This window comes from Sphingomonas sp. PP-CE-3A-406, from assembly GCF_003688625.1.
Taxonomy (GTDB): domain Bacteria; phylum Pseudomonadota; class Alphaproteobacteria; order Sphingomonadales; family Sphingomonadaceae; genus Sphingomonas.
Map to the genome: position 1 here is coordinate 842,156 of NZ_RCWY01000003.1, position 26,796 is coordinate 868,951.

Below are 26,796 nucleotides of genomic sequence, written 5' to 3' on the forward strand. Positions count from 1 at the left end.
GCTGTGCGAAAACGGGACTTTAGATCGATGTTGCGAATCCTGCTGGCCGAAGACGATCAGGTCATGCGCGAATATCTGACGCGTGCGCTCGAACGGTCGGGCTATGCCGTGACGGCGGTCGACCGTGGCACCGCGGCGATCCCGCTGCTCGAAACCGAGACGTTCGACCTGTTGCTGACCGATATCGTCATGCCCGAGATGGACGGGATCGAGCTTGCGCAGAAGGCAGGGGAGATGTGCGCGGACCTGCGGGTGATGTTCATCACCGGCTTCGCGGCGGTCACGCTGAAGGCCGGGCGGGCGATGCCGAACGCCCGCGTCCTGTCGAAGCCGTTCCATCTGCGCGACCTCGTCGCCGAGGTCGATCGGCTGTTCGAGATGGATAATGCGACGGGCATGCATTGAACGCTTGCACGCCGCGATAACCGCGGCTAGTGGAGCCGTCCGGCGGGCGTGTAGCTCAGTGGTAGAGCACTGTGTTGACATCGCAGGGGTCGCAAGTTCAATCCTTGCCACGCCCACCATTAAAACCCCGCCATTCCAGTTGGGATGGCGGGGTTTTTGTTTTTTAGAGCCGCCACTTGTGTTGACGACTTGCGTGCGTTTTGCGTGAAGCGGAACCGTCGCTTTCTGCAGCAAGTCGGCAATCAACTCCTCCAGCATTGCGCGGACGCTCTCTAGGTAGCGGGGGTCTTCAGGGTCGAGCGTCGCATAGCGCTCGGTTGTCGTATTGAGCGCCTGATGGTCCAGGGCGACTGCGAGTTGATCCTTGTCGACGCCTCGACGCCTGAGGATGGACGCCATGGAATAGCGGATCCGGTCATGCTGTCCCGCAACGGGCTCCGCGATCTCGAAGTCCCATCGGTCCCCAATCGTCTTGGCCGGTCGGTCATGACAAGCGATGTGCAGATGACCATTGCGGCGATCATTATGGTGATCAGGCGCATGGATCGCTGCTACGTACATCATGCCGATGGTTTTTAGTTCCGAGCACATCGCTTCGGTGACCGCCCGCCGACCGGCGGCATCAAGGCCATCTGGAAACTCCGCCGTCAGCCGATAATGAAACTGTCCACCATACGCTCCGAAGCCCGTCCGCGCCTTGCGGAAATCCACGGGTTAATGGTTTAGTATGGCACAATTGTCCCAGAAATACCCCAGTCGGGCCAATAAGCTCGACAAGGCGTGTGATCCTGCCCTCCCTAGCCCGGAAGTACCGTCTTCCGACGGTCGAACGACGGAGGTTGTAGACATGAGGCTGATATTACAAGCATTAACGGTTGCAGGAATGCTTTCTGCACCGCAAATCCTCCTTGCGCAAACATCCGGAAATACCGGACTGTGCAACCGCATTAACCGCAACTGTTCAGGGCCGGAATAAGGCGGGTACGAGTCCTTCAACGAATGTTGGGCGGATCAAGGCGCGCCGTATTGCCGTGAATACCAGCCCGATGCTTTTGATCCCCATGACTACAGCGGCAATCCATACGGAGATATCACGAATCCGCAGCCTCCGAGGGGCATAGTTGTAGTTGAGTGATGTACGCTGCGGCGGAGGGGATCTCCGCCGCACGAACACCTATTCGGCAAGAACCAAGAGCGCACGTTCGTCGCGGTACTTCTCGCCGAGCGTCGCATAAACTGCCGCTTGATCTAGATGGCGTCGCCGCTCGCCAGCGGTTTTTGCGCGCGATGCGACAGCTAGCTCAATCTCTGTCAGCAGCTCGTAATTGATATTGTGGGGCACAGCAGGTTCCATCGTTCGCGCCGAATTTGTAGTGTCGTAGCCACGATCAAATTGCTAAAAAGACGCGGGTCCGAGATCGTTTTTTGCACCCATTATGAATGTATCGCATCCGCGCCGCCCTGCAGGGGTATCGTCGGGGTACATCGCCGCTGTAGCACGTCGAGAACGCTGTATTTTCGCGGCCTAGGGAAGCCTGCGGCGGAGGAGGTAACCTTCGCTGCGTTTTGACATTTTGGGGACTGACGGTGACTGACGAAGACGTCCAACTCCTTATTCCGATCATGGAAAACTTTGGGCGCTTGACCGACGATGCCACTCATCTGGTTAAGGCTAGCAGCTTTCCGAGCGCATTCGTTTTAAACGTCATCGCACTTGAGGAGCTTGGAAAGGTCATTCAGCTAAGATGGAGCCAGCTCGGGGTTAAGACCTCTAGCCAGAAACGATCAGCCCATCTGCAAAAACAGTGGGCGGTCGCGTGCGTGTTGATCGCCGGTAACATGCTGCCTTCGTATAAACGGATGATCTTAGGTGAAGTAAGCAACCAAGAGGGCATGATCGAACTGGCAACCGCATTCATCGACTCCGATGAACGACGGTTTTTCGAACGCATCGCCGCTGTCGAACTCGACCGGTCAAAACAGGTTGGGCTCTACGAAGATGGCGTAACGATCGCGACGCACGCGCGTGATCAGATCGATGCTGAGTTCGTGCATGGATTAACCCAGATGACGTTGGCGTGCCTGCCGTTGGTGCAGGATGATTTGTCATTGCAGCTTGGCGGAGTGTTCTTCGAACATCTCCCATCGTTAAAGGATCAAATTCTAGCCGACCGAGATAAATACTGAGGGCGCGAGCTGCGTCAGATGCGGGGGGAGTTTCAGCGGAGGAGTTTAAATCGTCTTTGCCGATGGGTCGACTTTGCGGACTCCGGATGCTGCGTCGTCCTAGCTCTCGCGGGCTGGGGTATCGACGGGGTACATTGCCTAAATCGGTCCCGAAATTCTCGGTTATCTGCGGGTATCGGGCGCCTGCGGCGGAGGGAATATCCGCCGCCATGTTTTAAGGGGGCTGCATGTTGACGCGCGGCCGGCACGCGGCGCGCGGAACGAGCCCGGCATAACGAAGAAAAGCGCTTTCATACTTAAGGTCGATCCGAGCTTGGCAGCGGCATGCGGCAACCGTCCCAGCGTGACGGCGGCAGCGGGCAGGGACGTTTAGGGCATCCAGCACTCTGCGTCACATCGCGCGTGCGATCGAGTTGCGGGTGCTGCGTATCGTCGCTCGACTTCATTCGCGATCGATCTGGGTGATACCCGGGATCACGCATCGCTGATCGCCGTGCCGGTTAACTGCGTGCGACCTGGGTGTCCGACCTGAGCGTCGGGTCCGATAATTCGGCTGCGCGGGCCCGACTATACGCCGGCTATACGCGAAACGCTGGAATCGGTCTCGAATTGCTATGGGCCTTACGCCAGATGCGCTGCCCTCAACACCGTCGCCACGTCGTTCAACGGAGGCCGTTCAACGGTGGTCGATCAAGGGGGAAGTAATGAAGAAAGCTTTTGCTGCGTTCCTGTGCACCTTCGGGCTGCCGACCGTAGCAGCGCACGCGCAGACGGTCGGCGATGCCGCGGTCGCCGCGCCTGCCGACTCGCCCGCCGGCGTGCCCGCCAACGTATCGAGCACTAACGTATCGAGCACCAACCCGTCGAGCGCCGACCTCTCGAGCGCGGGCGCGTCGAGCGCAAGCGGGGCCTATACGACGGACAATCTCGGCGACGGTGTGCTTACCCGGTTCACGCGCTATTATGCGCTGGAGATGGGGCATGCCAGTGCGCCGTCGGATCCCAATGCGCCGGCGTCGCGTCGCGAAGGATGGCCGGCCCAGCCTGCGACGACGCCGCCCTTGCCGTTTACCGAATGGCCCTATGGCGGTGCGACGAGCATCGGTGCGAACCGGCCAGCGTCCGTCGACAGCCCGTTGATGACCGCGATCGCCCCCACTGGCATCGGCCGGGCGCTCGCGAGCGCGCATGTCCAGGTCTATGGCTGGCTCGATGTCGGCGGCAATTACAGCTCGTCGTCCGTGCCGGGGGGCAATGCGCCCGCGGCATATGACTATCAGCCTCGCCGTATCCAGCTGGACCAGGCTGTCGTCTATGTCGAGCGCACGCCCGATACGGTGCAGCAGGACCATGTCGACTGGGGGTTCCGCGTCGCCGGGATCTACGGCGTCGATTACCGCTACACCACCTCGCTGGGTCTGTTCAGCAACCAGCTGCTGAAGCACAACAACGACTATGGCTACGATCTGCCGATGGTCTACGGCGAGGTCTATATTCCGAAGATCGCGCAGGGTCTGGTGATCAGGGTCGGCCGGTTCATCGCGGCGCCGGATATCGAGGCGCAGCTCGCGCCGAACAACTACATGTATTCGCATTCGATGACGTACACGTTCGACAACTATACGAACACCGGCGTCATGGCGACGCTGGCGGTGACGAAGAACTGGTTCGTCCAGGGCGCCGTCACCGATGGCAGCGAGACCGCGTTGTGGAATGTCGGCAAGCGGGTGACGAACCCCTTTCCCAATCCGCTCTACCCCGGCACGACCTATCGCAAGGATCCCGGCGCGCAGGCCTCGTTCACGGGCTGCGTCCGCTACCAGTCGAATAGCGGACGGGACTCGTTTTACGTCTGCACCAACGCGATCAACAACGGCGAGTGGGGCTACAACAATCTGCAGTGGAGCGGTCTGACCTATTATCACCGTTTCACCGACAAGTGGCATGTCGCGTTCGAAAGCTATAATCTCTACCAGAAGAACGTGCCGAACGGGCTGAACCCCGTCGTCCAGAACGCGTATGCGATGGGCGGCACGCCGTTCAGCCCGCAGCGTCTGCCGTTCAACGCCCCCAGCTTGGCGCAGTGCAACAGCGTCGACGTGTTGCGGTGCTCGGCGCATGCGCAATCGGCGCTCGCCTATCTGAACTTCACGCCGACGCCGCTCAACAATATCACCTTGCGCGGCGAGTATCTCGACGACGAGAAGGGGCAGCGTACCGGTGCGAAGACTCGCTACGTCGCGGGTGCGATCGGCTATCAACACTGGTTCTCGCCCCAGATCGAGATACGACCCGAAGTCGCGTATTACCGCGCGCTCGACGCTAACGCCTTCAACGGCAACTCTAATTTAAGCATAGTCGCGAATAAGCGGTATCTCGTTGCCCTATCGGGCGATGCGATCCTTCACTTCTAGTCGACACGAGCAGGAGGGCCTAAAAATGGAAGACCTTATTTGGATCCTCGTGATGGTCGGGCTGGTGGCGGCGACGCTTGCTTATGCCCGCCTGTGCGACAACGCATGAGGGGGATGCGATGACTCTCGATCTCTGGCTCGCGGCACTGACCGCACTTGGCCTGCTCATCTACCTGGTGGCGGTCCTGATCCGCCCCGAACGCTTCTGAAGGAGGCGGCATCATGACATTCCAGGGCTGGTTCCTGATCCTCGGCTTCGTCGCCATCCTCCTCGCGCTGACCAAACCGGTCGGCCTGTGGCTGTTCGCGCTGTACGAAGGCCGCCGCACCCCGCTCCACGTCGTCCTCGGACCCGTCGAGCGCGGTTTCTACAAACTCGCCGGGGTCGATCCGCAGGCCGAGCAGGGCTGGCGGCGGTACGCGCTGCACATGCTCGTGTTCAACGTCGCGTTGATGGCGTTCACCTATGCGGTGCTGCGTCTGCAAGGTGTGCTGCCGGGTAACCCGCAGGGGCTCGCCGGGCTGTCGCCGAACCTCGCGTTCAACACCGCGGTGAGCTTCACCACCAACACCAACTGGCAGAGCTATTCGGGTGAGTCGACGATGTCGAACCTCAGCCAGATGCTCGGGCTGACGATCCACAATTTCCTGAGTGCGGCGACCGGCATTGCGCTGGCGTTCGCGCTGTTCCGCGGGTTCGCGCGGCGTGAATCGAAGGCGATCGGCAATTTCTGGGCCGATATGACGCGCATCACGCTGTATCTGCTGCTGCCGTTGTGCGTCGTCTATACGGTGTTCCTGATCGCCAGCGGCGTGCCGCAGACGCTGGCCGCGACCGTCAACGTGACCACGCTCGAAGGCGTCAAGCAGGTCCTCGCGATCGGGCCCGTCGCCAGCCAGGAAGCGATCAAGATGCTCGGCACCAATGGTGGCGGCTTCTTCAACGCGAACTCGGCGCATCCGTTCGAGAACCCGACCGCACTCGTCAACCTGATCCAGATGCTGTCGATCTTCCTGATCGGCTTCGGCCTGACCTGGACGTTCGGCAAGGCGGTCGGCAACACCAAGCAGGGCTGGGCGATCCTGTCGGCGATGGTGATCCTGTTCCTCGCCGGCGTCACCGTGACCTATTGGCAGGAAGCCGCCGGCAACCCTGTGCTGCATCATCTCGGCGTCGCGGGCGGCAACATGGAGGGCAAGGAGGTCCGCTTCGGGATCGCCGCGTCCGCATTGTTCTCGGTCGTCACCACCGCGGCCTCGTGCGGCGCGGTCAATTCGATGCACGACAGCTTCACGGCGCTCGGCGGGATGATCCCGCTGTTCAACATCCAGCTGGGCGAGGTCGTGATCGGCGGCGTCGGCGCCGGCATCTACGGCTTCCTGCTGTTCGCGATCCTGGCGGTGTTCGTCGCCGGGCTGATGGTCGGTCGTACGCCCGAATATGTCGGCAAGAAGATCGAGTCCCGCGAGGTCAAACTCGCGGTGCTGGCGATCGCGGTGCTGCCGTTGATGATCCTCGGGCTCACCGCGCTGTCGTCGGTGCTGGCGCAGGGGCTGGCGGGGCCGCTCAACAAGGGGCCGCACGGCTTCTCGGAGATCCTCTATGCCTTCACCAGCGCGGTCGGCAACAACGGGTCGGCGTTCGCCGGGCTGAGCGCCAACACGCCCTATTACAACGGTCTGCTAGGCGTTGCGATGTGGGTCGGCCGGTTCTTCATCATCGTGCCCATGCTGGCGATCGCCGGCAGCCTGGCCGCGAAGAAATACACGCCGGAAAGCGCGGGTTCGTTCCCGACGACCGGCGGCCTGTGGGTCGGCCTGCTCGTCGGCATCGTGCTGATCCTGGGCGGCCTGACCTTCCTGCCGAGCCTCGCGCTCGGTCCCATCGCCGATCATCTCGCGATGATCCGCGGCACTTTGTCCTGACGGGGGCGCCATCATGGCCCAGAATTCGCAAAGCCGTTCGCAGAGCAAGAGCCTGTTCACCGCCGATCTGGTGGTGCCGGCGATCACGGCGTCGTTCGTCAAACTCAACCCGAAGGAGCTGATCCGCAACCCGGTGATGTTCGTCACCGCGGTCGTCGCCGCGCTGATGACCGTGCTGCTGGTCGTCGGCCACGACAGCCTGAGCATCGGCTTCAAGCTGCAGCTCGTCATCTGGCTCTGGCTGACGGTGCTGTTCGGCACCTTCGCCGAAGCGCTCGCCGAAGGACGCGGCAAGGCGCAGGCGGCCTCGCTGCGTGCCACCAAGGCGGACCTCGTTGCCAAGCGCCTGAAGGGCGACGGTCGCGAGCATGAGAGCGTGCCCGCCAGCGCGCTGAAGGTCGGCGACGTGGTGCTGGTCGAGACCAACGACCTGATCCCGTCCGACGGCGAGGTCGTGTCGGGTGTCGCGTCGGTCAACGAGGCGGCGATCACCGGCGAGAGCGCGCCGGTGATCCGCGAGGCGGGCGGCGATCGCTCGGCGGTGACCGCGGGGACGCGAGTCATCTCCGACGAGATCCGCGTCAAGGTGACGGTCGAACCGGGCAAGGGCTTTCTCGACCGCATGATCGCGCTGGTCGAAGGCGCCGAGCGGCAGAAGACGCCGAACGAGATCGCGCTGACTCTGCTGCTGGTCGGCCTGACGATCATCTTCCTGATCGCGGTCGGCACGATCCCCGGCTTCACCAGCTATGCGGGTGGCTCGATCCCGGTCGCGATGCTCGCGGCGTTGCTGATCACGCTGATCCCGACGACGATCGCCGCGCTGCTGTCGGCGATCGGCATCGCGGGCATGGACCGTCTGGTTCGGTTCAACGTGCTGGCCAAGTCGGGTCGTGCGGTCGAGGCGGCGGGCGACATCGATGTCCTGCTGCTCGACAAGACTGGCACGATCACGATCGGCGACCGCCAGGCGAGCGAGTTCCGCGCGGTCGGCGGCGCGAGCGATGCCGAGATGGCGGAAGCCGCGCTGATCGCCAGCCTCGCGGACGAGACGCCCGAGGGCCGTTCGATCGTCGTGCTGGCACGCGAGCGGTTCGGCGTCACGACGAGCGTGTTGCCCGATGGCGCGGAAGTGATCCCGTTCACCGCGCAGACGCGGATCTCGGGCGTACGGACCGCGGACATGCTAGTCCAGAAGGGCGCGGTCGACTCGATCCTGAAGGCCAATCCAGGGGTCGGCCAGACCGCGGCGGCGACCGAACTGCGCCGCATCACCGACGAGATCGCGCGTGCCGGCGGGACACCGCTGGCGGTCGCGAAGAACGGCCGGTTGCTCGGTGCGATCTTCCTGAAGGACGTCGTCAAGGCAGGGATCCGCGAACGCTTCGGCGAGCTGCGGACGATGGGCATCCGCACGGTGATGATCACCGGCGACAACCCGCTGACCGCGGCGGCGATCGCGGCCGAGGCGGGGGTCGACGACTTCCTCGCGCAGGCCTCGCCCGAGGATAAGCTGGCGCTGATCCGCCAGGAACAGCAGGGCGGCAAGCTCGTCGCGATGTGCGGCGACGGCACCAACGACGCGCCCGCACTGGCGCAGGCCGATGTCGGCGTGGCGATGAACACCGGCACGCAGGCGGCACGCGAGGCGGGCAACATGGTCGATCTCGACAGCGATCCGACCAAGCTGATCGAGGTCGTCGGCCTTGGCAAGCAGTTGCTGATGACGCGCGGCGCGCTGACGACCTTCTCGGTCGCCAACGACGTGGCGAAATACTTCGCGATCATCCCGGCGATGTTCGTCGTGCTGTATCCGGGGCTCGGCGTGCTCAACGTGATGCGGCTGGGGTCGCCCGAAAGCGCGATCCTGTCGGCGATCATCTTCAACGCGGTGATCATCCCGTGCCTCGTGCCGCTGGCGCTGCGGGGCGTGAAGTACACGCCGATGGGGGCGGGCCCGCTGCTCGCGCGCAACCTCGCAATCTACGGACTGGGCGGGCTGATCGCGCCGTTCGTCGGCATCAAGATCATCGACCTTGTGGTCGGTGGCCTCGGCCTCGCATAAGGACAATACCATGGGCAAGGATCTCACCTCCGCACTGCGACCCGCGATCGTCATGACGATCCTGTTCGCGGCACTTCTCGGGCTGGCGTACCCGCTGGCGATGACGGGGATCGGCCAGGCCGTGTTTCCGTCGCAGGCAAACGGCAGTCTGGTGACGCAGAACGGCCAGGTGGTCGGCTCGACGGTGGTCGGTCAGGCGTTCGTCGGGGACCGGTATTTCCAGACCCGCCCGTCCGCCGCGGGCAAGGGCTATGACGGGCTGGCGTCGTCGGGGTCCAATTTCGGCCCGGCCTCGCACGCGCTGGTCGACCGGGTGACGCCCGACGTCGCCAAGCGCCGCGCCGAAGGGGTGACCGGGCCGCTGCCCGCCGACCTCGTCACCGCGAGCGGATCGGGGCTCGATCCCGATCTGTCGCCCGCCGCCGCCGCCGTCCAGGCACCGCGTATCGCGCGGGTCCGCCGCATCCCGGTCGACCGGGTGAGGACGATCGTCGCCACCGCGACCGAGACGTCGATCCTGGGCGAACCGCACGTCAACGTGCTGGCGATGAACCGCGCGCTGGACGCTCTGCCGCGCTGATGCCGGTCAGCGATCCGGGCAACAGCGACAATCGTCCGGATCCGGATGCCCTCCTGCGTCAGGCCGAGCAGGAGGGGAGGGGGAAGCTCAAGATCTTCCTCGGCGCGGCACCGGGGGTCGGCAAGACCTTCGAGATGCTGTCCGAAGGCGCGGCACGGCGGCGCGACGGTGTCGACGTCGTCATCGGCATCGTCGAGACGCATGGCCGGGTCGAAACCGAACGGCTGACCCGCGGGCAGGAAATCGTCCCGCGTCGCGACGTCGCCTATGAAGGGCGCGTCCTGGCGGAAATGGACATCGACGCGATCCTCGCCCGCGCGCCCCGGCTCGCGCTCGTCGACGAACTCGCGCATACAAATGCCCCCGGCAGCCGCCATCCCAAACGCTATCAGGATGTCGAGGAACTGCTGGCGGCGGGGATCGACGTCTATTCGACGATCAACATCCAGCACGTCGAGAGCCTCAACGACATCGTCGCCAGTTTCACGCGGGTCCGGGTGCGCGAGACCGTGCCCGACCGAATCCTCGAACTCGCCGAGATCGAGGTCGTCGATATCCCGCCCGACGAGCTGATCGAGCGGCTGAAGGCGGGCAAGGTCTACCTGCCGCACGAGGCGACCCGTGCGCTCAGCCATTTCTTCTCCAAATCCAACCTGTCGGCGCTGCGCGAACTCGCGTTGCGCCGGGCCGCGCAAGCGGTCGACGCGCAGATGCTCGATCATGTCCGCGCGATCGGCATTGGCGGGACATGGGCGGGCACCGACCGGATCGTCGTCGCGATCAACGAACTGCCCGGCGTCGACGGCCTGGTCCGCGCGGCCAAGCGGGTCGCCGACGGACTGCACGGCCCGTGGACGGCGTTGTTCATCGAAACGCCGCGCACCGCGCACTTCACCGATGTCCAGCATCAGCGCGTCGCCGCGGCGATGACGCTGGCTACGCAGCTCGGGGCGGCGGTCGCGACGGTGCCGGCCGCGTCGGTGGTCGAGGGTATCCAGGGCTTCCTGATCCACGCGCGTGCGACCCAGCTCGTCGTCGGCAAGTCGCGCCGATCGCGTGCGTTCGAATTCATCCACGGATCGATCGTCGACCGGCTGATCCGCGGCACGAGCGGCGTCACCGTCCACGTCCTGCCGATGGAAACCGAAACCAGGACCTCCGCGCTGGCGTGGCGGCGGTCGAAGGCGGGTTGGGGCTCGCCGACCGGCTATGCCATCACGCTCGCGCTGGTCGCCGCGATCACGACCGTCGCCAGCGCGTTGTTCCATATCCTCGATCTCGGCAACGTCGCGCTGTTGTACCTGCTGCCGGTGATGGTGGCGGCCAGCCTGTTCGGGTTGCGCACCGGGCTGTTTGCCGGGATCGCGTCCAGCCTCGCCTACAACTTCTTCTTCCTGCCGCCGGTCGGCACGCTGAGCATCAGCAATCCCGAGAACCTGATCTCGATCTTCGTCCTGCTCGGCGTGGCGATCGCGACCAGCCAGCTCACCTCGCGGGTGCGGGCGCAGGCCGACCTCGCGGCGGCGAGCGCGCAGACCAACGCGACGCTGGCGGGGTTCCTGCGGCAGTTGAGCGCGATCAACGATCCCGCGGTCGCGGCGCGGATGATCTGCGACGACGTCGCGCAGGTCTTCGCGGTGCAGTCGGTCCTGCTCGCCCCGACGACGGGCGCCGGGCTGACCGTCCAGGCTGCAAGCACCGCGGATTACCGGCTCGACACGATGGATCTGGCCGCCGCGAACTGGGCGTTCGATGCCGGCGCGGCGGCGGGCAAGGGATCGGCGACGCTGGCCGCATCCGAATGGCTGTTCCAGCCGGTCAAGGCGGGCGGGCGGACGCTCGCGGTGCTCGGCATCGCGCGCGAGAACAGCGGCGATCCGGTCCGCGCCGATCAGCTGCCGCTGCTCACCAGTCTGGTCGATCAGTCCGCGCTGGTGCTCGAACGGCTGCGGCTCGAGACCGAGATGCGCGATGTCGACGCGGTGCGGACGCGCGATCGGCTGCGTGCGGCGCTGCTCTCGTCGGTCAGCCATGATCTGCGCACGCCGCTGACCGCGGTGATCGCTGCGGCGAACGAACTCGATCACGGTGCCACCCCCGACCTGATCGCGACGATCAAGACCGAGGCGGCGCGGCTCAACCGGTTCGTCGCCAATCTGCTCGACATGGCACGGGTCGAGGCGGGGGCGCTCAAGCTTAACGTCGAGGCGACCGATCTCAGCGATGCGGTCGCAGGTGCCGCGCACGACGCGCGCCGCGCGCTGGAGGGGCATGCCGTGCGGCTCGACGTGCCGCCCGACCTGCCGCTGGTCCGGGTCGATCCGCAGCTGCTGCATCACTGCCTGCTCAACCTGCTCGACAATGCCGGGCGCTACGGCGATCCCGGTACCGAGATCGTCGTCGAGGGGCGGCATCGCTACGGCGAGCTCAGACTGGCGGTGCTCGACCACGGCGCGGGCCTGCCGCCGGGTCGCGAGGCCGAGGTGTTCGAGACGTTCCGGCGGCTCGAAGGGTCGGACCGCGAGATCGTCGGGACCGGGTTGGGGCTTGCCATCGTCAAGGCCTTCGCCGAGGCGATGGGGATGATGGTCGAAGCCGGCAATCGCGTCGACGAACCCGGCGCCGCGTTCACGCTGGTGTTCCCGTCCCCTCTCATCGTGCGCAACGTCGCACCCGAAAGCGCGATCTGATGCCTGCGAAGATCCTGGTCGTCGACGACGAAATCTCGATCCGCCGCCTGCTCCGCAACACGCTGGAGCGCGCTGGCTATGCGGTGGTCGAAGCGGTCGACGCGCGCAGTGCGATCGCCTGCGCGGCGGCCGAGCATCCGAGCGCGATCCTGCTCGATCTCGGATTGCCCGATCGCGACGGCCTCAGCCTGATCCCGGTGCTGCGGCGCGATGGCGATGCGGTGATCCTGGTGGTGTCCGCGCGCGACGCGACCGACGAGAAGGTCGCCGCGCTCGATCTCGGCGCCGACGATTTCGTCACCAAGCCGTTCGACAGCGACGAGCTGCTCGCGCGGTTGCGCGTCGCGCTGCGGCATCGGGCCAGCGCCGACACCGCACCGAAGCTCGTGCGGAAAGGCGGTCTGACGATCGATCTCGATCGTCGCGTCGTCACGCGCGACGGCGAGGAACTGCATCTGACGCGCAAGGAGCACGAGGTGCTTGCGGTGCTCGCCCGGCACAGCGGGCGGGTCGTCACGCACGACAAGATCATCGCCGCGGCATGGGGTGGCGACGAAGATCCGCGGATCGAATATCTCCGCATCGTGATCCGCAACCTGCGCCAGAAACTCGAGGCGCCGGATCCGGTCGGCAGCGTGATCGCCAACGAACTCGGGGTTGGCTACCGTCTGCGCACTGACAGCTAGACGGCGACCGGGCCGGTCTGCCCGCTTTCCAGAGACGGGGTAAAGCTGCCATGCGCCGGCGATGATTCGCCTTCCGATCTCTGCACTCGTTTGCGTCCTCCTGTCGTCCGGCGCTGCCGTCGCGCAATCGACCTCCGAACCTGCACCCGACATCGTCGTGACCGGGCGCGGGCTGGCGCCGGCACCGGGCGATCGCGCCTATGACATCGTCACGATCGAGCGCGACCGGATCGACGCCAATGCCAGCAACCGGCTGGAGAGCGTGCTCGCCGACGTCGCCGGCTTGCAGCAGTTCCGCCGGTCGGATTCGCGCAGCGCCAACCCGACCAGCCAGGGGATTTCTTTGCGCGGGATCGGCGGCAATGCGTCGAGTCGCGCGCTGCTGATCCTCGACGGCGTGCCGCAGGCGGATCCGTTCGGCGGGTGGGTCGCGTTTCCCGCCTATGCGACCGGCCGGCTGGGTCGCATCCGCGTGACGCGCGGCGGCGGCAGTGGCTATCAGGGGCCAGGAGCGCTGGCCGGGACGGTCGAACTCGAAAGCGCGACGCCTAGCGAGCTGACGCCGTTCCAGGGCAGTGTCGCCTATGGCAGCCGGGACTCGGTCGATGCGCAGGGTTCGGCGGCATTGGTCCGCGAGGGCGGGTTCGCGACGCTGTCCGGCGCCTATGCGCGCGGCGACGGTTTCACGCCGACCGTGGCCGACAGTCGGGGGATCGTCGATCGACCCGCGCCGTACGAGCAGGCGTCGGGTGCGATCAGGGCGGTCGTCGGGATCGGCGCGAAGACAGAGTTGCAGGTGAACGCGAGCGCCTTCACCGACCGGCGCGATCGTGGGTCCGACTTCACCGACAATACGAGCGAAGGCGCCGATGCGAGCATCCGGCTGATCGGGCGCGGCGACTGGGGCTATTCAGCGCTCGCCTATCTCCAGACGCGCGCGTTCGCGAGCAGCTTCAACAGCATCAACGCCGCGCGCACGACCGCGATCCAGTCGCTCGACCAGTATAATACGCCGGCGACCGGGCTCGGCGGGCGGATCGAGATCCTGCCGCCGTTGGGCGAGAGCATCACGCTGAGGCTGGGCGCCGACCTGCGCGACGTCAGCGGCAAGACGCAGGAACTCTACACCTTCGTCGCGGCGGTCCCGACGCGGCGCCGCGAGGCGGGGGGAAGCACGACGACGACGGGCGTGTTCGCGGACGGCAGTCTGGTCGCGGGCGACTTCACCTTCAGTTTGGGCGGGCGCGTCGACTGGTGGTCGATCGACGGCGGCTATCTGTCCGAACGGCCGGTCGCCGTCGGACCTGCGCTGACCAACCAGCGCTACGCCGACCGCGACGGCAGCGAGACGACCGGCCGCGCCGGTATCGCCTACCAGCCCGCCGACGCGATCACGCTGCGCGCCGCGGGGTATCGTGGCTGGCGGTTGCCGACGCTCAACGAACTGTATCGCCCATTCCGCGTCGGCAACGACGCCACCGCCGCGAATGCGCTGCTTTCGCCCGAGCGGCTGACCGGGGTCGAGGGCGGCGTCACGCTGACGCCCGCGCGAAGTGTCAGCATTGCTGCGACCTATTTCTACAACCGGCTCAAGGACGCGATCGCCAACGTCACGACCACCAGCCCGACGCAGGTCCTGCCCGGCGTCACGACCTACCGCGTCCGCCAGAATCTCGACGCGATCCGCGCGCACGGGTTCGAACTGGATGCGTCGTATCGGCCCGGCCCGTTCGGCGTGCAGGCGTCGTGGTCACATACCAACTCGACCGTCGAGGGATCGGGGATCACCGCGGCGCTCGATGGATTGCGGCCGGCGCAGACGCCGCGCGATGCGGTGTCCGGAACGGTCGACTGGCGCCGCGATGCCGCCGCGCTGTCGCTGACCGTGCGCCATATCGGCCGGCAGTATGACGACGACCAGAATACGCGGGTGCTCGCGCCCGCGACAACGCTCGACGGCTATGCGGCACTGCCGATTCTGCGATCGCTGGTCGCCGAGTTGCGCGCCGAAAACATGGTGAATGAGCGGGTCGAGGCGGGGATCAGCGGCGGAAACATCGTCGAGCGTGCGACGCCGCGGACGTTCTGGCTCGGGCTCCGCTATGGCTTGCGTTGACCCGTGTCTGGGCTGCGACTAATGGCGGTGAGGTGAAGGGTTCCCGGCGACGGGATCAAAAGGGAAGTCGGTGCGCGGGAGGGTCGTCATGACCAAAGCCGCAAAACCGGCGCTGTACCCGCAACTGTGACCGGATAGCGGCCACCCCGAATATGCCACTGGGTGACAGCCTGGGAAGGCGGGGTGGGCGCGAAGACCCGGAAGCCAGGAGACCTGCCTCTCACGGTCGATCCACTGCGCGGGCGGGTGTCCGGCGCGGACGAGAGGCCCCCATGGGGCATCCTCGAGCGAGAGACGTCTGGCCGCTCTGCGAATGGTCGCAGGCGGTTCTGTTCAGGACGTGCCCGATGACGAAAACATTCCTACTTCTGAGCGCGGCGGCCGCGATCGCGTCGCCCGCCTACGCACAATCCATTCCCGACGGTGAGACGCCCGAGCTGGTCGTCACCGCCGCCCGCGTCGCGCAGCCCGCGAGCGAAGTCGGCCAGGCGGTGACGGTGATCGACCGCGCCGAGATCGAGCGCCGCCAGACCACGGTGGTATCCGACCTGCTCGCGACCACGCCGGGCGTCACCGTCACGCGCAACGGCTCGGTCGGCGCGCTGACCGGCGTGCGGATCCGCGGCGCTGAATCCGACCAGACCTTGGTCGTGATCGACGGCGTCCGCGTCAACGATCCGTCGTCGACCGGGGGCGGCTTCAACTTCGCCAACCTGTTGTCGAGCTCGGTCGAGCGGATCGAAGTGTTGCGCGGCCCCAACTCGGTGCCGTGGGGCAGCCAGGCGATCGGTGGCGTCGTCAACATCATTACCGCGACGCCGACCGAAGGCGTGCAGGCCCGCGCCAACGCCGAATATGGCTATGCCGACACTGTGTTCGCAAGCGCGGGCGTGTCGGGCGCCAAGGGACCGGTCTCGGGCTCGCTGACCGGCGGCTATCTGCGCACCGACGGCATCTCGTCGGCGGCTAGCGGCACCGAGCGCGACGGCTATCGCCAATATGGTGCGGCCGGGCGGCTGGGCGTCGAGTTCGCGCCGGGCATCGGTCTCGATCTGCGCGGCTATTATGCGGACAGCAAGGTCGCCATCGACGGGTTTCCGGCACCCGATTTCGTCCTGGCCGACGACCCCGAATATTCGAAGACGCAGGAGATCTATGGCTATGCCGGGCTTCATGCGAACTTCGCCGATGGCCGGTTCAACAACCGCGTGGCGTTCACGATCGCCGACATCAACCGCGACAATTACGATCCGACCTTCGGCACCGACCCGAGCTTCATCGGGCGCGGCCGCAGCGAGCGCTACGAATATCAGGGCGACTTCCGCCCCCTCGATCAGGTGCGCGTCGTCGCGGGCGTCGAGCGCGAGAACAGCCGCTATAACGACGGCTTCAGCTATGCCGACACGGGCATCACCAGCGTCTATGGCCAGCTGATCGTCAAGCCGATCGACATCCTCACGCTGACCGGCGGCGTCCGCAACGACGATCACGACGATTTCGGCAACCATACGACGTTCGGTGCCAATGCCGCACTGGCGTTGCGGACCGGCACGACGCTCCGCGCGAGCTACGGCGAGGGCTTCAAGGCGCCGACCTTGTATCAGCTGTTCTCCGACTACGGGAACCGCGGTCTCGATCCGGAAACCGCGCGGAACTTCGACGTCGGCGTCGAACAGGCGTTTCTCGGCAACCGGGCGCGCGTCGGCGTTACCTATTTCAATCGCCGCACGCGCAACCAGATCGACTTCCGCGATTGCAGCCCTACCGAGCTGAAGACACCCGGCTCGATCTGCGTCGATCGCCCGTTCGGCGTGTACGACAACGTCGCGCGTGCCGAGGCCGATGGCGCCGAGTTCACGCTGGCGCTGCGGCCGGTCGATGCGCTGACGCTCACCGCGAACTACAGCTATATCCACACCGAAAACCGGTCGATCGGCGACGATTTCGGCAAGACCCTCGCGCGGCGGCCGGAGCAGACCGCGAGCGTCAACGCCGATTACCGGTTCGCGTTCGGGCTGTCGATCGGCGGCACGGTAACGATGGTCGGCGACAGTTTCGACGACTCCGCCAATGCGGTGCGGCTCGACGGCTATGCGCTCGGCGGCGTCCGGGCGGAGTTCCCGATCGGCGAGCGGTGCGCGGTCTACGGCCGCGTCGATAACATCACCGACGCGTCGTACCAGACCATCGCCGGCTACGGTACCTATGGTCGGGCGGCCTTTGGCGGCGTGCGGTTGCGTCTGAAGTGAGCCGCGCGGCGATCCTCCTCACGCTGCTGATCGCGTCGATGCTCGGGGGCTGTTCCGTGCCGCCGGGCAGACGCGGCGGCGGGGGGATCGTCTCGACCAATCCGTGCGTCGATGCGGTGCTGGTGCGGATCGTGCCCGCATCGCGGATCGCTGCGATCAGTCATTATTCGCAGGATCCGGGCGGGACCTCGATCCCGCTCGACGTCGCGCGGCGGTTTCGCGCGACCGCCGGCACTGCGGAGGAGGTGATCGCGCTGCACCCCGATCTCGTCATCGCCAGCACCTACACGCCCGCGGCGACGCAGGCGGCGTATGCGCGGGCCGGGTTGAAGACCTTGCTGCTCGGCATCCCCGATTCGATTGCCGAGAGCCAGGCGCAGGTGACGCAGATCGCCGATGCGGTCGGTGCGCCGTCGGGTGGTGCGCGGATCAATGCCGATATCGATCGCGCCGTCGCCAAGTGGACGCGGCACAGCGCCAACCTGCCGAGCGCGCTGCTCTATATCACCGGCGATCTGGCGACCGGCGACGGTACGTTGCTGACCGACATGATGACCCGCGTCGGGTTGCGCAACGCCGCGGTGCGCTACGGCCTGACGCATACCGGCACGCTGTCTGCGGAGACGATCGTCACGCAGCCGCCCGATGTCGTCATCGCCTCGGAGCGCGTCGGGCGGGGGGCGGCACTGCGACACCGGCTATTGCCGACCACGCCGCAAGCGGTGTTTCCGCGTGTGCTGATCAACTGCGGTGGCCCGACGATTCCGCCCGCGCTCGAGCGGCTGGCTGCGATAAGGGCGGGGCTGTGATGGCCCACCTTTACCACCCCGGCGGAGGCCGGGGCCCAGTTGGGAAGGCCGGAGTAATGGAGCGCTGCCCGCAGTCACGATCGTCCCCCAACTGGGCCCCGGCCTTCGCCGGGGTGGCGTCTCGGCTTGGAGCTCTTCCATGTGCGGACTCGCGGCAATGACCCGCACGCTGAAACTGCTCGCGCTCGGGCTGCTCGTGATCGGGCTGTTCGCCCTCTCGCTCGGCTGCGGGAAAGTCTCGGTGCCGCCGTCCGCGTGGTTCTCCGCCGATCCACGCTGGTGGATCATCCTCGAACTGCGCCTGCCGCGCGCGGTGCTCGGCCTCGCCTTGGGGGCGACGCTCGGTCTGTCGGGTGCGGTGTTGCAGGGCTATCTGCGCAATCCGCTGGCGGACCCCGCGGTGGTCGGAGTCTCGTCGGTCGCGGCGCTCGCCGCGGTGGCCGCGATAGTCTTCGGGGTCGGCACCGGACCCGGCATCTTCATCGCGGCGATGCTCGGGGCAGGGGGCGCGGTCGCGCTGCTCGCCGCGCTGACCTGGCGATCGTCGAGCGCGATCACCTTCATCCTCGCCGGCACCGTGCTGACCAGTTTCGCCGGCGCGCTCACCGCGTTCCTGATTTCGATCGCGCCGAACCCCTATGCGGTGGCGGAGGTCATGGACTGGTTGATGGGCGCATTGACCGATCGCGGGTGGACCGACGTATATTCCGCGCTGCCGCCGATGCTGCTCGGGACGATCCTGCTGCTGACGACCGGGCGGTCGCTCGATTCGCTGTCGCTCGGCGAGACGGCGGCACGGTCGTTGGGCGTACGGATGGGCCGCATCCGCGTTCTCGTCGTGCTGGGGACGGGGCTTGTCGTCGGGGCGGGCGTCGCGGTGACGGGGGTCATCGGGTTCGTCGGCCTGATCGTGCCGCACCTGCTGAGACCGATATTCGGGCACCGGCCGGGCGCGCTGCTCCTGCCGTCGGCGTTGGGCGGCGCGGCGCTCGTGCTGGCCGCGGACAGCCTCGTGCGGCTTGCGCCCGGCGCCGGCGAAGTGCGGCTGGGCGTCGCGATGGCGATGATCGGCGCGCCGTTCTTTCTCGGGCTGCTGTTCAGGGAGCGAGGCCGCGCATGGATCTGATCGTCGATCGTCTGAGCGTGAAGCTCGGCAAGCGCACCGTGCTGCACGACATATCCGCGCATCTGCGCCCCGGCCGCGTGACCGCGATCCTCGGGCCCAATGGCGCCGGCAAGAGCACGCTGGTCAAGGCTGCGGCCGCGCTCGTCGGCTATGCGTCCGGCAGCGTCAGGCTCGATACGCAGGAGGTCCGGGCGCTGGACCCGAGGGTGCGGGCGCGTGCGATCGGCTATCTGCCGCAGGACGCGACGGTGCATTGGAACATCGTCGCGCGCGATGTCGTGGCGCTCGGGCGGCTGCCGCACCGCGGCGCGCATGCCGGCGCATCGCCCGCTGATCACGCGGCGATCGCGCGCGCGCTGCACGACACCGAAACGACGCATCTGGCGGATCGCCCGATCGCCGAACTGTCCGGCGGCGAGCGCGCCCGCGTCCTGCTCGCGCGCGTGCTGGCAGGGGAGCCGCGCTGGCTGCTCGCCGACGAACCGCTCGCCAGCCTCGATCCGTCGCACCAGATCGACCTGCTCGCGCGCTTGCGTATTTATGCGGCGGGTGGGGCGGGCGTGGCGATCGTCCTCCACGACCTCGTCCAGGCCCAGCGCACCGCCGATGACGCTCTGTTGATAGCGGACGGTCGGGTCGTGGCGTTCGGCCCGGTCGCCGATGTCCTCACGCCCGCCACACTCGGGCAGGTTTTCGGTGTTCGCGTCGCGACGTTGGAGGACGAGGACGGTCGCCTGTTCGTGCCCGTCGGCCGCATCGAACCGGCATAGACGGTCGACGCGCCCCGTTCGTCGCACTATCCCGCACCCGGTGATCGACATTCCTGCCCCGCTCCGTTTGCGCCTCGACGGCGATGCCCTCGTCCAGAACTGGCGCACGCTCGACCGCATGAGCGGGCGCGCCGCCTGCGGTGCGGCGGTCAAGGCGAACGGCTACGGCCTCGGCGCGATCGAGGTCGCGCGCCGCCTCGCCGATGCGGGCTGCCGCGATTTCTTCGTCTCGAACTGGCAGGAGGCCGCCGAACTCGCGCCGCTCGGGCTGACCGTGTCCGTGCTCCACGGCGTCCGCGACGAGGACATGGCGGCGGCGTTGGCGGGGTTCGCCCGCCCGGTCCTGAATACCGCGGGCCAAGTCGGGCGCTGGAAAGCTGAAGGCGGCGGGCCGTGCGACGTCATGGTCGACACCGGCATGAACCGACTTGGGGTGTCCACCGACGACATTGCCGCAGGTCTGCTCGACGGTCTCGAACTCGAGACGCTGATGAGTCACCTAGCCTGTGCCGACGAAGAGTCGCCGATGAACGAGGTCCAGCGCAATCGCTTTGCCGCGCTTGCCGGTCGAACGTCGGCGCGTCGGCTGAGCCTCGCCAATTCGGCGGGGATCGGCCTGGGGACGGACTATGCGTTCGATCTGACCCGGCCCGGGCTGGCGCTTTATGGCGGCATTCCCCGCTCCGATTTGGTGGACGCGATCCGGGCGGTGGCGGCGATCGAAGCGCAGGTTCTCCAGTGCCGCCGGGTCGGCGCCGGGCAGACGGTCGGGTACAACGCGACGTGGACGGCGAAGACCGACACGGAAGTCGCGATCGTCAACCTGGGCTATGCCGACGGCTATTTCCGCGGGTTCTCGAACGCAGGAACCGCAAGGGCGGGCGATACGGCACTGCCCGTGATTGGCCGCGTATCGATGGATCTTGTCGCCATCGATGTGTCGAGGGCGCCATCGGTGCATGAAGGAATGTGGCTCGCGCTGGACTTCGTATTCCCCGAAGCGGCTGCGGTATCTGGGGTGTCGCAATACGAATTGCTGACAAGCTTGGGTGCGCGGTTCAAGAGATCGTGGATCTGACATCGTCGGCCGCGCTTTCGGGACCGTTCCAGACGCTAAAGGGCCGAGCGCGAATCCAGCGCGTGGCCAGCCATTTAACGCCGTTTGTGACGGGCTCTCCGGCGTGCCTGGTCGTCGGATCGATTGATCCATCGGCGCATACATTGTCGAAAATGATCGCATCCCCCATCCGAGGGGTCACTCTAAGCGCGTTGTGGACAAAGTACGTGGCCCCGCCCGAGAAACCGTCGTTCAAATAAATGAGCACGGTTCGGATGCGCTGATTATGCGTGGCAGGCAGCGCGTCGATATGTGGCCGGAACTGCTGGCCGGGTCGATAACGGAGAACCGACAGGGCCTCGCCCTGACGCCAGTCGGTGTTCGATACGGCTGCAACGCGGCGGTTGAGCGCCTGGATAACCAACGTTTCGCGCGTGGGGCCGATGACGGCACTGTCCGAGGTGCGTACGGCGTTCGGAATGCTCGCTCCCGTGCGAGGGTCCGCGACCATCGCCGGCTCCAGTAGATCGGCAGCGCTGTACGCGACGTGAAGACATTCTTCCTGCGTGAACAGCCGGGGAATGTACTGGACGCAAGGGTGCTTGCCGATTGTTTCGGCTGTCGGAATATGTGCCGGCCCACCGTCGATGGTTAAGGTCATGCGGCGCAGCAGCGCGCGGTGCTCGGCCGCAACAGTATGATGATCGGCAATGCTCTCAAGCAAAGCAAGCGCTCCTGCCCAATCACTCGGAGCGCCACTGCCATTGGCGGTCAGTGCTATTTCCACCATCGTCGCATCTGCATTGCCCTGCGTCGACGCTCGACGAAGAAGTGCGCGCGCGCCGGGTAGGTCTCGTGCGATCGGTTCGCCGGCGAGTTTCCACATTGCATTACGGAATAGTGCGTCGGGGTGACCTGAAGCACTCGCTTCCAGGATCAAATCCACGGCTTCGCGAGCATGGCCTTCACGCAAAAGTTGGTCGGCACGTGCGACGGGGTCTTCGGTCATTCGTCTTCCATGATCAACAGCATGAAAAAGGGGCGGTGGAAAACCACCGCCCCTAAGGTAACTCGCATCGGCTTCGTTTAGAACCGGGCGCGGACGCCGGCATAGAAGCTGCGACCACGGATCGAGTAGATCGAGCTACCATCGCCCGTACCCGTCGAGCCAAGCGGTGGCTCCTTGTCGGCGACGTTATCGATACCGACGTAGAAGTTCATGCCCTTCTTTCCCTCTTCGCCAACCCGCAGGTCCAAGCGAATGTCGTGATATACGACGGACGGATATTTCAGGATGTCGGCATAGTCGGCATTCTCAGGAGGCCGCCCCTGAAGGCCGTTCTGATCCTCGTAGGTGTTGACGAACATCGAGCTGATGTACCGTCCACGATATCCCAATGTTACGCGATCGAGCGTCAAATCAGCTGTAAACTGGAACTCGTCCTTTGGATTTCCTAATTCTCCAAGTAGGCGGTTTTCATAGTTCGGGCGGGTTGGATCCTGATAGTTGCTGTTAGCCAAGACGTGCGTGTACAAAAGTCGCGTCGACAAACTGGTAGTTGCACCGATATCCGTGCGGTACGTCAGTTCTGTATCGATACCCGCACGCTTGCGCGATGCAAAGTTGAGCGGGATCTGATTGAGTGTACCGTCCAGGATCTGACCAGGAACTTCGCCATTCGGGCCTCGGGCATCGCCGGTGCCGCGGAAACGCTGGATCAGTGCACAGAACTGATTGTTCAGATCGGGAAGATCGTAGCAGCTGTTGACGACCGACTGCGCCGTCGGTGAAACGATGACGTTCTTCACCTTGATGTTATAATAGTCGACCGTGAGCCCCAGGCCGGGAGCAAAGCGTGGCGTGAAGACGGCACCGAGCGTGTAGGAGTCGGACTTCTCTGCCGTCAGGTTGGGGTTGCTGCCGCTCAGAATTTCCAAAGAATATACCGGAAGGCCTTGGAAATTCTGGTCGTTCAGAAGAGCGCCCAGATCGGCCGCGCAATTGGCTGCGCGGGTCTGGCTGCCGGAACCGATGTTCGTCGGGCGGCAGGGATCCTGGAAGCCCGGTGCGAAATCCTGACCGAGCGGGGAGCCCGTTTCAGTGTAGTTCGGTGCTCGAACGGCACGGCCGTAGTTGCCCCGGAACCGAATATCGCGAATGGGCGACCATTCGACGCCGCCGTTGTAGGTGTAGATCGTACCAGTGGTGCCATTATAGTCCGAGACGCGGCCCGCGCCATTCAATGTCAGTTCGTGAATAAACGGCAGATCGCGCAGGAGAGGAATACGCAACTCGCCGTACGCTTCCTTAACTTCGAAGGCTGGTGGATCGAAGGTCTGCAGGGCGTTCAGGAAGGTGCGCCCGGACTGAACCAGCGGGTCTGCTTCGAAACGAGCATCTTCACGCCGGTATTCGCCACCGATCGAGAAACTGATCGGGCCGCCTGGCAGTTCGAATAGCTGACTCAAATCGCCGGAGACGAAGCCGCTCAGGACGAGTTGCTGGAGCTTGCCGCGCGATACGGTGTCCTGAACGATGTAGTTGCGTGCGGCTGTATTATTGGGAGCGCCAAAGGGATTGTAGGGTACGCAATTCGCGATATCGGCGGCAAGAGCTGCGGCATCACCGGTGCTCGGATCATAGGCTACCGCCGCGGTCGGATCGAACTGCGAGCGGCACTGTATCTGGCCAGTCGAGGGATTGCGGCCCGAGTCCATGGCAAGCAGGAAGCGCTGGGTAACGATGTTGCCCTGGACCGTCGTGCGCTGATCGACCCGGCCATAGTTCGCGGACAGCTCGTAGGACCAGTCGGTGTTGAATTCCCCGCGCACTCCGCCGACGATCCGGTACGTGTCGCGCTTGGCATATTCGTCACGCAGACCGAGATCGAGCAAGTTGCGCGAATTGACGAAACGGAAGGTTCCGTTCGCGATAGCCGCACGATCCGCTGCCGTCAGCGCGGTGCGCGATGACAGGTTGGGGCGAAAGCCAGACGCGAGGACCGCATTGGCAATCGTGGTACGTGCTGCGCCGTTCAGGAACGGGTTGTCGAGGCGCGGGCGCTCGCGTTCATCGCCGAACGTGCCGCCCTGTACAAAGGCCGGACCGGAGTTCGATCCGTTGGAATTGACCCGAACAAACTTCGCCTCGACGAAGACATCGGCAGCTTTGCTGAATTCATAGTGACCCAGCATGTTGAAGTTGGCGCGCTCCTGATACGGCAGCACGGAAAGCTGCGTTTCTTCACGACCCGTTTGTCCATTGCCGCCGATGATGCCGCCGATGATCCCCGTACCGGTGCGGCTGCCCGTCTGCGGCACCAGCGAGCCGTCGGGATTGAAGATGTACGTGCAGTTATACGGCAGGCCGGCCGAGCTGCCGTTCCGGATACCGGTGCCGCAAAGCGGCGATCCGGCAGCCTGCGTGATCGGAACCAGGCCCCACCGGTGGATGCTCGCGCTGCGGATATCGCGAACGAAGGTCCGATCCGGGATGCCGTCGCTGCCATTGGGCAATCCCGCCGGATCGACCTGTGTGACGGCAAAACCGTTATTCTGGCGGAAGAAGGGGATGTCGGAGCCGTAGACGCGCTCCTGATGCGCATATTCGGCAGCCAGCGTGATGTTGCCGCGGCCCTCGTTGAAATTCTTGCCGGCGATTGCGGAAATGATCTGGTTGCCGCCTGCGCCGTATTCCGAAATACCGGCCCCACCGCGGATTTGAAGACCGTCGAAATCACGCTTGAGGATGAAGTTCACGACGCCCGCGATGGCGTCTGACCCGTACACGGCGGAATTGGCACCCGTTACGACGTCGACGCGTTCGATGAGATCGTTGGGGATCGTGTTGACATCGACCGAGACAGCGTTGTTCTGAATGTCGGCGGGTACATGGCGACGGCCGTTCACGAGCGTGAGCGTGCGCTGAGTGCCTAGGCCACGAAGATCCAGAAGGTTCAGGCCCTGGATGCCAATACCCAGTCCTGGATTCTGCTGGCCGACGGTGCTGCGCAGCTGGGGAAGATCGTTGAGCGTATCGCCGATGTTATTCTGACCGCGCTGAAAAAACTCCTCACCGCTAATGGATGTGACCGGCAGGTTCGATTCGAGATTCGGGCGGCGGATGCGCGATCCAGTAACGGTGATCTCGCCGCCTTCGCTCCCTTGGCCGTCAGCGCTCGTAGCCTGGCTATCGTCTGGAGCGGATGTTGGCAGGGTGGTAACCGTAGGGTCGGTTTGCGCGAAGCTCGGAGCCGCGACAAGAAGCGAGCTCGCCAGCGCGGTCGCTCCCAGAAGGTGAGAAAGCGTCATAAAAACCCCCGTTTTACCGGCACTTTTGCCGTTATGGGGGACATACAGCGCGTAAGGCGGCGCACTGGCAAGCCTGTGTTCAGGTTCAGGCCCCGTCGCCGTAACGTTTGTAACCGATCGTGACAAAATCGTCACATTGCGCCATGTAAGGTAGCGCTATCGATACAAAATTGCGCTGTATGTGTGTGTTACCGTTCCAAACACATAGCAATGCCCATGCCGCCGCCGATGCAGAGCGTTGCCAGTCCGCGCTTCGAATCGCGCTTCTGCATTTCGTAGATCAGCGTGGTCAGGACGCGGGCGCCGCTGGCGCCGATCGGGTGGCCGATCGCGATCGCGCCGCCGTTGACGTTGACCTTCGATGCGTCCCAGCCAAGTTCCTTGCCGACCGACAGCGCCTGCGCGGCGAAGGCTTCGTTGGCTTCGATCAGGTCGAGGTCGGCGAGCGTCCAGCCGGCTTTCTCCAACGCGCGCCGGGAGGCGGGGACGGGGCCGATTCCCATGATCGACGGATCGACGCCGGCCGAGGCCCAGCTTCGGATCGTCGCTAGGATGGTCGAGCCGCGGCGTTCGGCTTCGTCGCGGCGCATCATGACGAGGGCGGCGGCGCCGTCGTTGAGGCCGCTGGCGTTGGCCGCGGTGACGGTGCCGTCCTTCTTGAAGGCGGGCTTCACGCCGGAGACGCTCTCGATCGTCGCGCCGGCGCGGATGTATTCGTCGTCGGCGACCACGGTGTCGCCCTTGCGACCCTTGATCGTGACGGGTGCGATCTCGTCCTTGAAGCGGCCCGACCCGCGCGCGGCCTCGGCCTTGTTCTGCGAGGCGACCGAGAAGGCGTCCTGCTCGCCGCGCGTGACCTGGTATTGCTCGGCAAGGTTCTCGGCGGTGATGCCCATGTGATAGCCGTTGAAGACGTCGGTCAGGCCGTCGCTGACCATCGTGTCGACGAGGCTGAGGTTGCCCATCTTCTGGCCGCCGCGGATCGACTGCGCGTGTGCGGAGAGCGACATCGACTCCTGGCCGCCCGCGACGACGATGGTCGCGTCGCCGGTCTGGATCGCCTGTGCCGCGAGTGCGACCGCACGCAGGCCTGAACCGCAGACCTGGTTGACGCCCCAGGCGGGGATTTCCTTCGGGACGCCCGCCGCCATCGAGGCCTGGCGGGCGGGATTCTGGCCCTGGGCTGCGGTGAGGACCTGGCCGAGGATCACTTCGGAGACATCCTCACCGGCGACGCCGGCCTGTTCGAGCGCGGCTTCGATCGCGATGCGGCCGAGTTCGTGTGCGGGTGTGGTGGCGAACGCGCCGAGGAAGCTGCCGACGGGGGTGCGCTTGGCGGCGGTGATGACAACGTCGTTCGGGTTGAGATCGGTCATGTCAGGGTCCTCTATGGTTGGACCCCATG

Annotated in this window: 20 protein-coding genes, 1 tRNA gene and 1 riboswitch; of the genes, 17 read left to right on the top strand and 4 right to left on the bottom strand. The window is 65.3% G+C overall.

Annotated elements, in window-relative coordinates:
• The first annotated feature begins 27 nt into the window (after nucleotides 1-27).
• The 3 genes from cpdR (at nucleotide 28) to C8J44_RS15765 (ending at nucleotide 984) form a co-directional block, all read left to right on the top strand.
• Nucleotides 28-405 carry a cell cycle two-component system response regulator CpdR gene (gene cpdR / locus C8J44_RS15755; protein WP_056055250.1) on the top strand — a complete coding sequence of 126 codons (378 nt, stop codon included), beginning with the start codon at nucleotides 28-30 and terminating at the stop codon, nucleotides 403-405.
• Nucleotides 406-449: 44 nt separating this feature from the next.
• Nucleotides 450-524: transfer RNA gene (locus C8J44_RS15760), tRNA-Val, on the top strand.
• A gap of 217 nt (nucleotides 525-741) precedes the next feature.
• The gene (locus C8J44_RS15765; protein ID WP_121885528.1) at nucleotides 742-984 is read left to right on the top strand and encodes a hypothetical protein; all 243 of its coding nucleotides are present in this window, start codon (nucleotides 742-744) and stop codon (nucleotides 982-984) included.
• 595 nt (nucleotides 985-1,579) lie between these two features.
• Here the strand turns inward: C8J44_RS15765 and C8J44_RS18525 are convergent.
• Nucleotides 1,580-1,747, bottom strand: a complete 168-nt coding sequence (locus C8J44_RS18525; RefSeq protein ID WP_183128805.1) for a hypothetical protein — start codon at nucleotides 1,745-1,747, stop codon at nucleotides 1,580-1,582.
• A 245-nt stretch (nucleotides 1,748-1,992) separates the two neighbouring features.
• Between C8J44_RS18525 and C8J44_RS15775 the strand changes: the two genes are divergently transcribed.
• The 14 genes from C8J44_RS15775 to alr all read left to right on the top strand — a co-directional run bounded on the left by C8J44_RS15775 (nucleotide 1,993) and on the right by alr (nucleotide 21,101).
• A complete protein-coding gene (locus C8J44_RS15775; RefSeq protein WP_121905232.1) occupies nucleotides 1,993-2,592 on the top strand; it encodes an AbiV family abortive infection protein in 600 nt (199 codons plus the stop codon).
• Between the two features lie 704 nt (nucleotides 2,593-3,296).
• Nucleotides 3,297-5,006, top strand: coding sequence for an outer membrane beta-barrel protein (locus C8J44_RS15780; protein WP_121905233.1), 1,710 nt, complete (start codon nucleotides 3,297-3,299; stop codon nucleotides 5,004-5,006).
• Nucleotides 5,007-5,125: 119 nt separating this feature from the next.
• Complete coding sequence (gene kdpF, locus C8J44_RS15785) at nucleotides 5,126-5,215, top strand: K(+)-transporting ATPase subunit F (RefSeq protein WP_022685962.1); 90 nt, start codon at nucleotides 5,126-5,128, stop codon at nucleotides 5,213-5,215.
• Nucleotides 5,216-5,228: 13 nt separating this feature from the next.
• A complete protein-coding gene (kdpA, locus tag C8J44_RS15790; RefSeq protein ID WP_056055252.1) occupies nucleotides 5,229-6,932 on the top strand; it encodes a potassium-transporting ATPase subunit KdpA in 1,704 nt (567 codons plus the stop codon).
• Nucleotides 6,933-6,945: 13 nt separating this feature from the next.
• A complete protein-coding gene (gene kdpB, locus C8J44_RS15795) occupies nucleotides 6,946-8,997 on the top strand; it encodes a potassium-transporting ATPase subunit KdpB (RefSeq protein WP_056055255.1) in 2,052 nt (683 codons plus the stop codon).
• A 10-nt stretch (nucleotides 8,998-9,007) separates the two neighbouring features.
• Entirely contained in the window at nucleotides 9,008-9,577 is a 570-nt protein-coding gene (gene kdpC / locus C8J44_RS15800; RefSeq protein WP_121905509.1) for a potassium-transporting ATPase subunit KdpC, read from the top strand.
• Complete coding sequence (locus C8J44_RS15805) at nucleotides 9,577-12,267, top strand: sensor histidine kinase KdpD (protein ID WP_121905234.1); 2,691 nt, start codon at nucleotides 9,577-9,579, stop codon at nucleotides 12,265-12,267. Before kdpC ends, C8J44_RS15805 begins: the two co-directional genes overlap by 1 nt.
• Complete coding sequence (locus tag C8J44_RS15810) at nucleotides 12,267-12,953, top strand: response regulator transcription factor (protein ID WP_121905235.1); 687 nt, start codon at nucleotides 12,267-12,269, stop codon at nucleotides 12,951-12,953. The genes C8J44_RS15805 and C8J44_RS15810 overlap by 1 nt, the downstream gene beginning before the upstream one ends.
• A 61-nt stretch (nucleotides 12,954-13,014) precedes the next feature.
• Nucleotides 13,015-15,069 (top strand): TonB-dependent receptor, encoded by a 2,055-nt coding sequence (locus C8J44_RS15815; protein WP_121905236.1) that lies wholly within the window; start codon nucleotides 13,015-13,017, stop codon nucleotides 15,067-15,069.
• Between the two features lie 20 nt (nucleotides 15,070-15,089).
• Nucleotides 15,090-15,305: riboswitch (cobalamin riboswitch) on the top strand.
• 111 nt (nucleotides 15,306-15,416) lie between these two features.
• A complete protein-coding gene (locus C8J44_RS15820; protein ID WP_121905237.1) occupies nucleotides 15,417-17,318 on the top strand; it encodes a TonB-dependent siderophore receptor in 1,902 nt (633 codons plus the stop codon).
• On the top strand, nucleotides 17,315-18,127 hold the full coding sequence (locus tag C8J44_RS15825) for an ABC transporter substrate-binding protein (RefSeq protein ID WP_259466897.1): 813 nt from the start codon (nucleotides 17,315-17,317) through the stop codon (nucleotides 18,125-18,127). Before C8J44_RS15820 ends, C8J44_RS15825 begins: the two co-directional genes overlap by 4 nt.
• A 157-nt stretch (nucleotides 18,128-18,284) precedes the next feature.
• A complete protein-coding gene (locus C8J44_RS15830; RefSeq protein WP_121905238.1) occupies nucleotides 18,285-19,253 on the top strand; it encodes an iron ABC transporter permease in 969 nt (322 codons plus the stop codon).
• Nucleotides 19,244-20,023 carry an ABC transporter ATP-binding protein gene (locus C8J44_RS15835; RefSeq protein ID WP_121905239.1) on the top strand — a complete coding sequence of 260 codons (780 nt, stop codon included), beginning with the start codon at nucleotides 19,244-19,246 and terminating at the stop codon, nucleotides 20,021-20,023. The genes C8J44_RS15830 and C8J44_RS15835 overlap by 10 nt, the downstream gene beginning before the upstream one ends.
• Nucleotides 20,024-20,072: 49 nt before the next feature.
• A complete protein-coding gene (alr, locus tag C8J44_RS15840; protein ID WP_259466926.1) occupies nucleotides 20,073-21,101 on the top strand; it encodes an alanine racemase in 1,029 nt (342 codons plus the stop codon).
• Here alr and C8J44_RS15845 read toward each other — a convergent pair.
• The 3 genes from C8J44_RS15845 to C8J44_RS15855 form a co-directional block, all read right to left on the bottom strand.
• A complete protein-coding gene (locus C8J44_RS15845) occupies nucleotides 21,082-22,089 on the bottom strand; it encodes a 2OG-Fe(II) oxygenase (RefSeq protein ID WP_121905241.1) in 1,008 nt (335 codons plus the stop codon). The genes alr and C8J44_RS15845 overlap by 20 nt on opposite strands.
• A 77-nt stretch (nucleotides 22,090-22,166) precedes the next feature.
• On the bottom strand, nucleotides 22,167-25,526 hold the full coding sequence (locus C8J44_RS15850) for a TonB-dependent receptor domain-containing protein (RefSeq protein WP_259466898.1): 3,360 nt from the start codon (nucleotides 25,524-25,526) through the stop codon (nucleotides 22,167-22,169).
• Nucleotides 25,527-25,579: 53 nt separating this feature from the next.
• On the bottom strand, nucleotides 25,580-26,767 hold the full coding sequence (locus C8J44_RS15855; RefSeq protein WP_121905243.1) for an acetyl-CoA C-acetyltransferase: 1,188 nt from the start codon (nucleotides 26,765-26,767) through the stop codon (nucleotides 25,580-25,582).
• Nucleotides 26,768-26,796: the final 29 nt, after the last annotated feature.

What these genes read in the sequence shown, in the direction of transcription:
- cpdR (WP_056055250.1), top strand. Translation starts at nt 28, where the DNA reads ATGTTGCGAATCCTGCTGGCCGAAGACGATCAGGTCATGCGCGAATAT.
- C8J44_RS15765 (WP_121885528.1), top strand. Translation starts at nt 742, where the DNA reads ATGGTCCAGGGCGACTGCGAGTTGATCCTTGTCGACGCCTCGACGCCT.
- C8J44_RS15780 (WP_121905233.1), top strand. Translation starts at nt 3,297, where the DNA reads ATGAAGAAAGCTTTTGCTGCGTTCCTGTGCACCTTCGGGCTGCCGACC.
- kdpF (WP_022685962.1), top strand. Translation starts at nt 5,126, where the DNA reads ATGACTCTCGATCTCTGGCTCGCGGCACTGACCGCACTTGGCCTGCTC.
- kdpA (WP_056055252.1), top strand. Translation starts at nt 5,229, where the DNA reads ATGACATTCCAGGGCTGGTTCCTGATCCTCGGCTTCGTCGCCATCCTC.
- kdpB (WP_056055255.1), top strand. Translation starts at nt 6,946, where the DNA reads ATGGCCCAGAATTCGCAAAGCCGTTCGCAGAGCAAGAGCCTGTTCACC.
- kdpC (WP_121905509.1), top strand. Translation starts at nt 9,008, where the DNA reads ATGGGCAAGGATCTCACCTCCGCACTGCGACCCGCGATCGTCATGACG.
- C8J44_RS15805 (WP_121905234.1), top strand. Translation starts at nt 9,577, where the DNA reads ATGCCGGTCAGCGATCCGGGCAACAGCGACAATCGTCCGGATCCGGAT.
- C8J44_RS15810 (WP_121905235.1), top strand. Translation starts at nt 12,267, where the DNA reads ATGCCTGCGAAGATCCTGGTCGTCGACGACGAAATCTCGATCCGCCGC.
- C8J44_RS15815 (WP_121905236.1), top strand. Translation starts at nt 13,015, where the DNA reads ATGATTCGCCTTCCGATCTCTGCACTCGTTTGCGTCCTCCTGTCGTCC.
- C8J44_RS15820 (WP_121905237.1), top strand. Translation starts at nt 15,417, where the DNA reads ATGACGAAAACATTCCTACTTCTGAGCGCGGCGGCCGCGATCGCGTCG.
- C8J44_RS15830 (WP_121905238.1), top strand. Translation starts at nt 18,285, where the DNA reads ATGACCCGCACGCTGAAACTGCTCGCGCTCGGGCTGCTCGTGATCGGG.
- C8J44_RS15835 (WP_121905239.1), top strand. Translation starts at nt 19,244, where the DNA reads ATGGATCTGATCGTCGATCGTCTGAGCGTGAAGCTCGGCAAGCGCACC.
- C8J44_RS15845 (WP_121905241.1), bottom strand. Translation starts at nt 22,089, where the DNA reads ATGACCGAAGACCCCGTCGCACGTGCCGACCAACTTTTGCGTGAAGGC.
- C8J44_RS15855 (WP_121905243.1), bottom strand. Translation starts at nt 26,767, where the DNA reads ATGACCGATCTCAACCCGAACGACGTTGTCATCACCGCCGCCAAGCGC.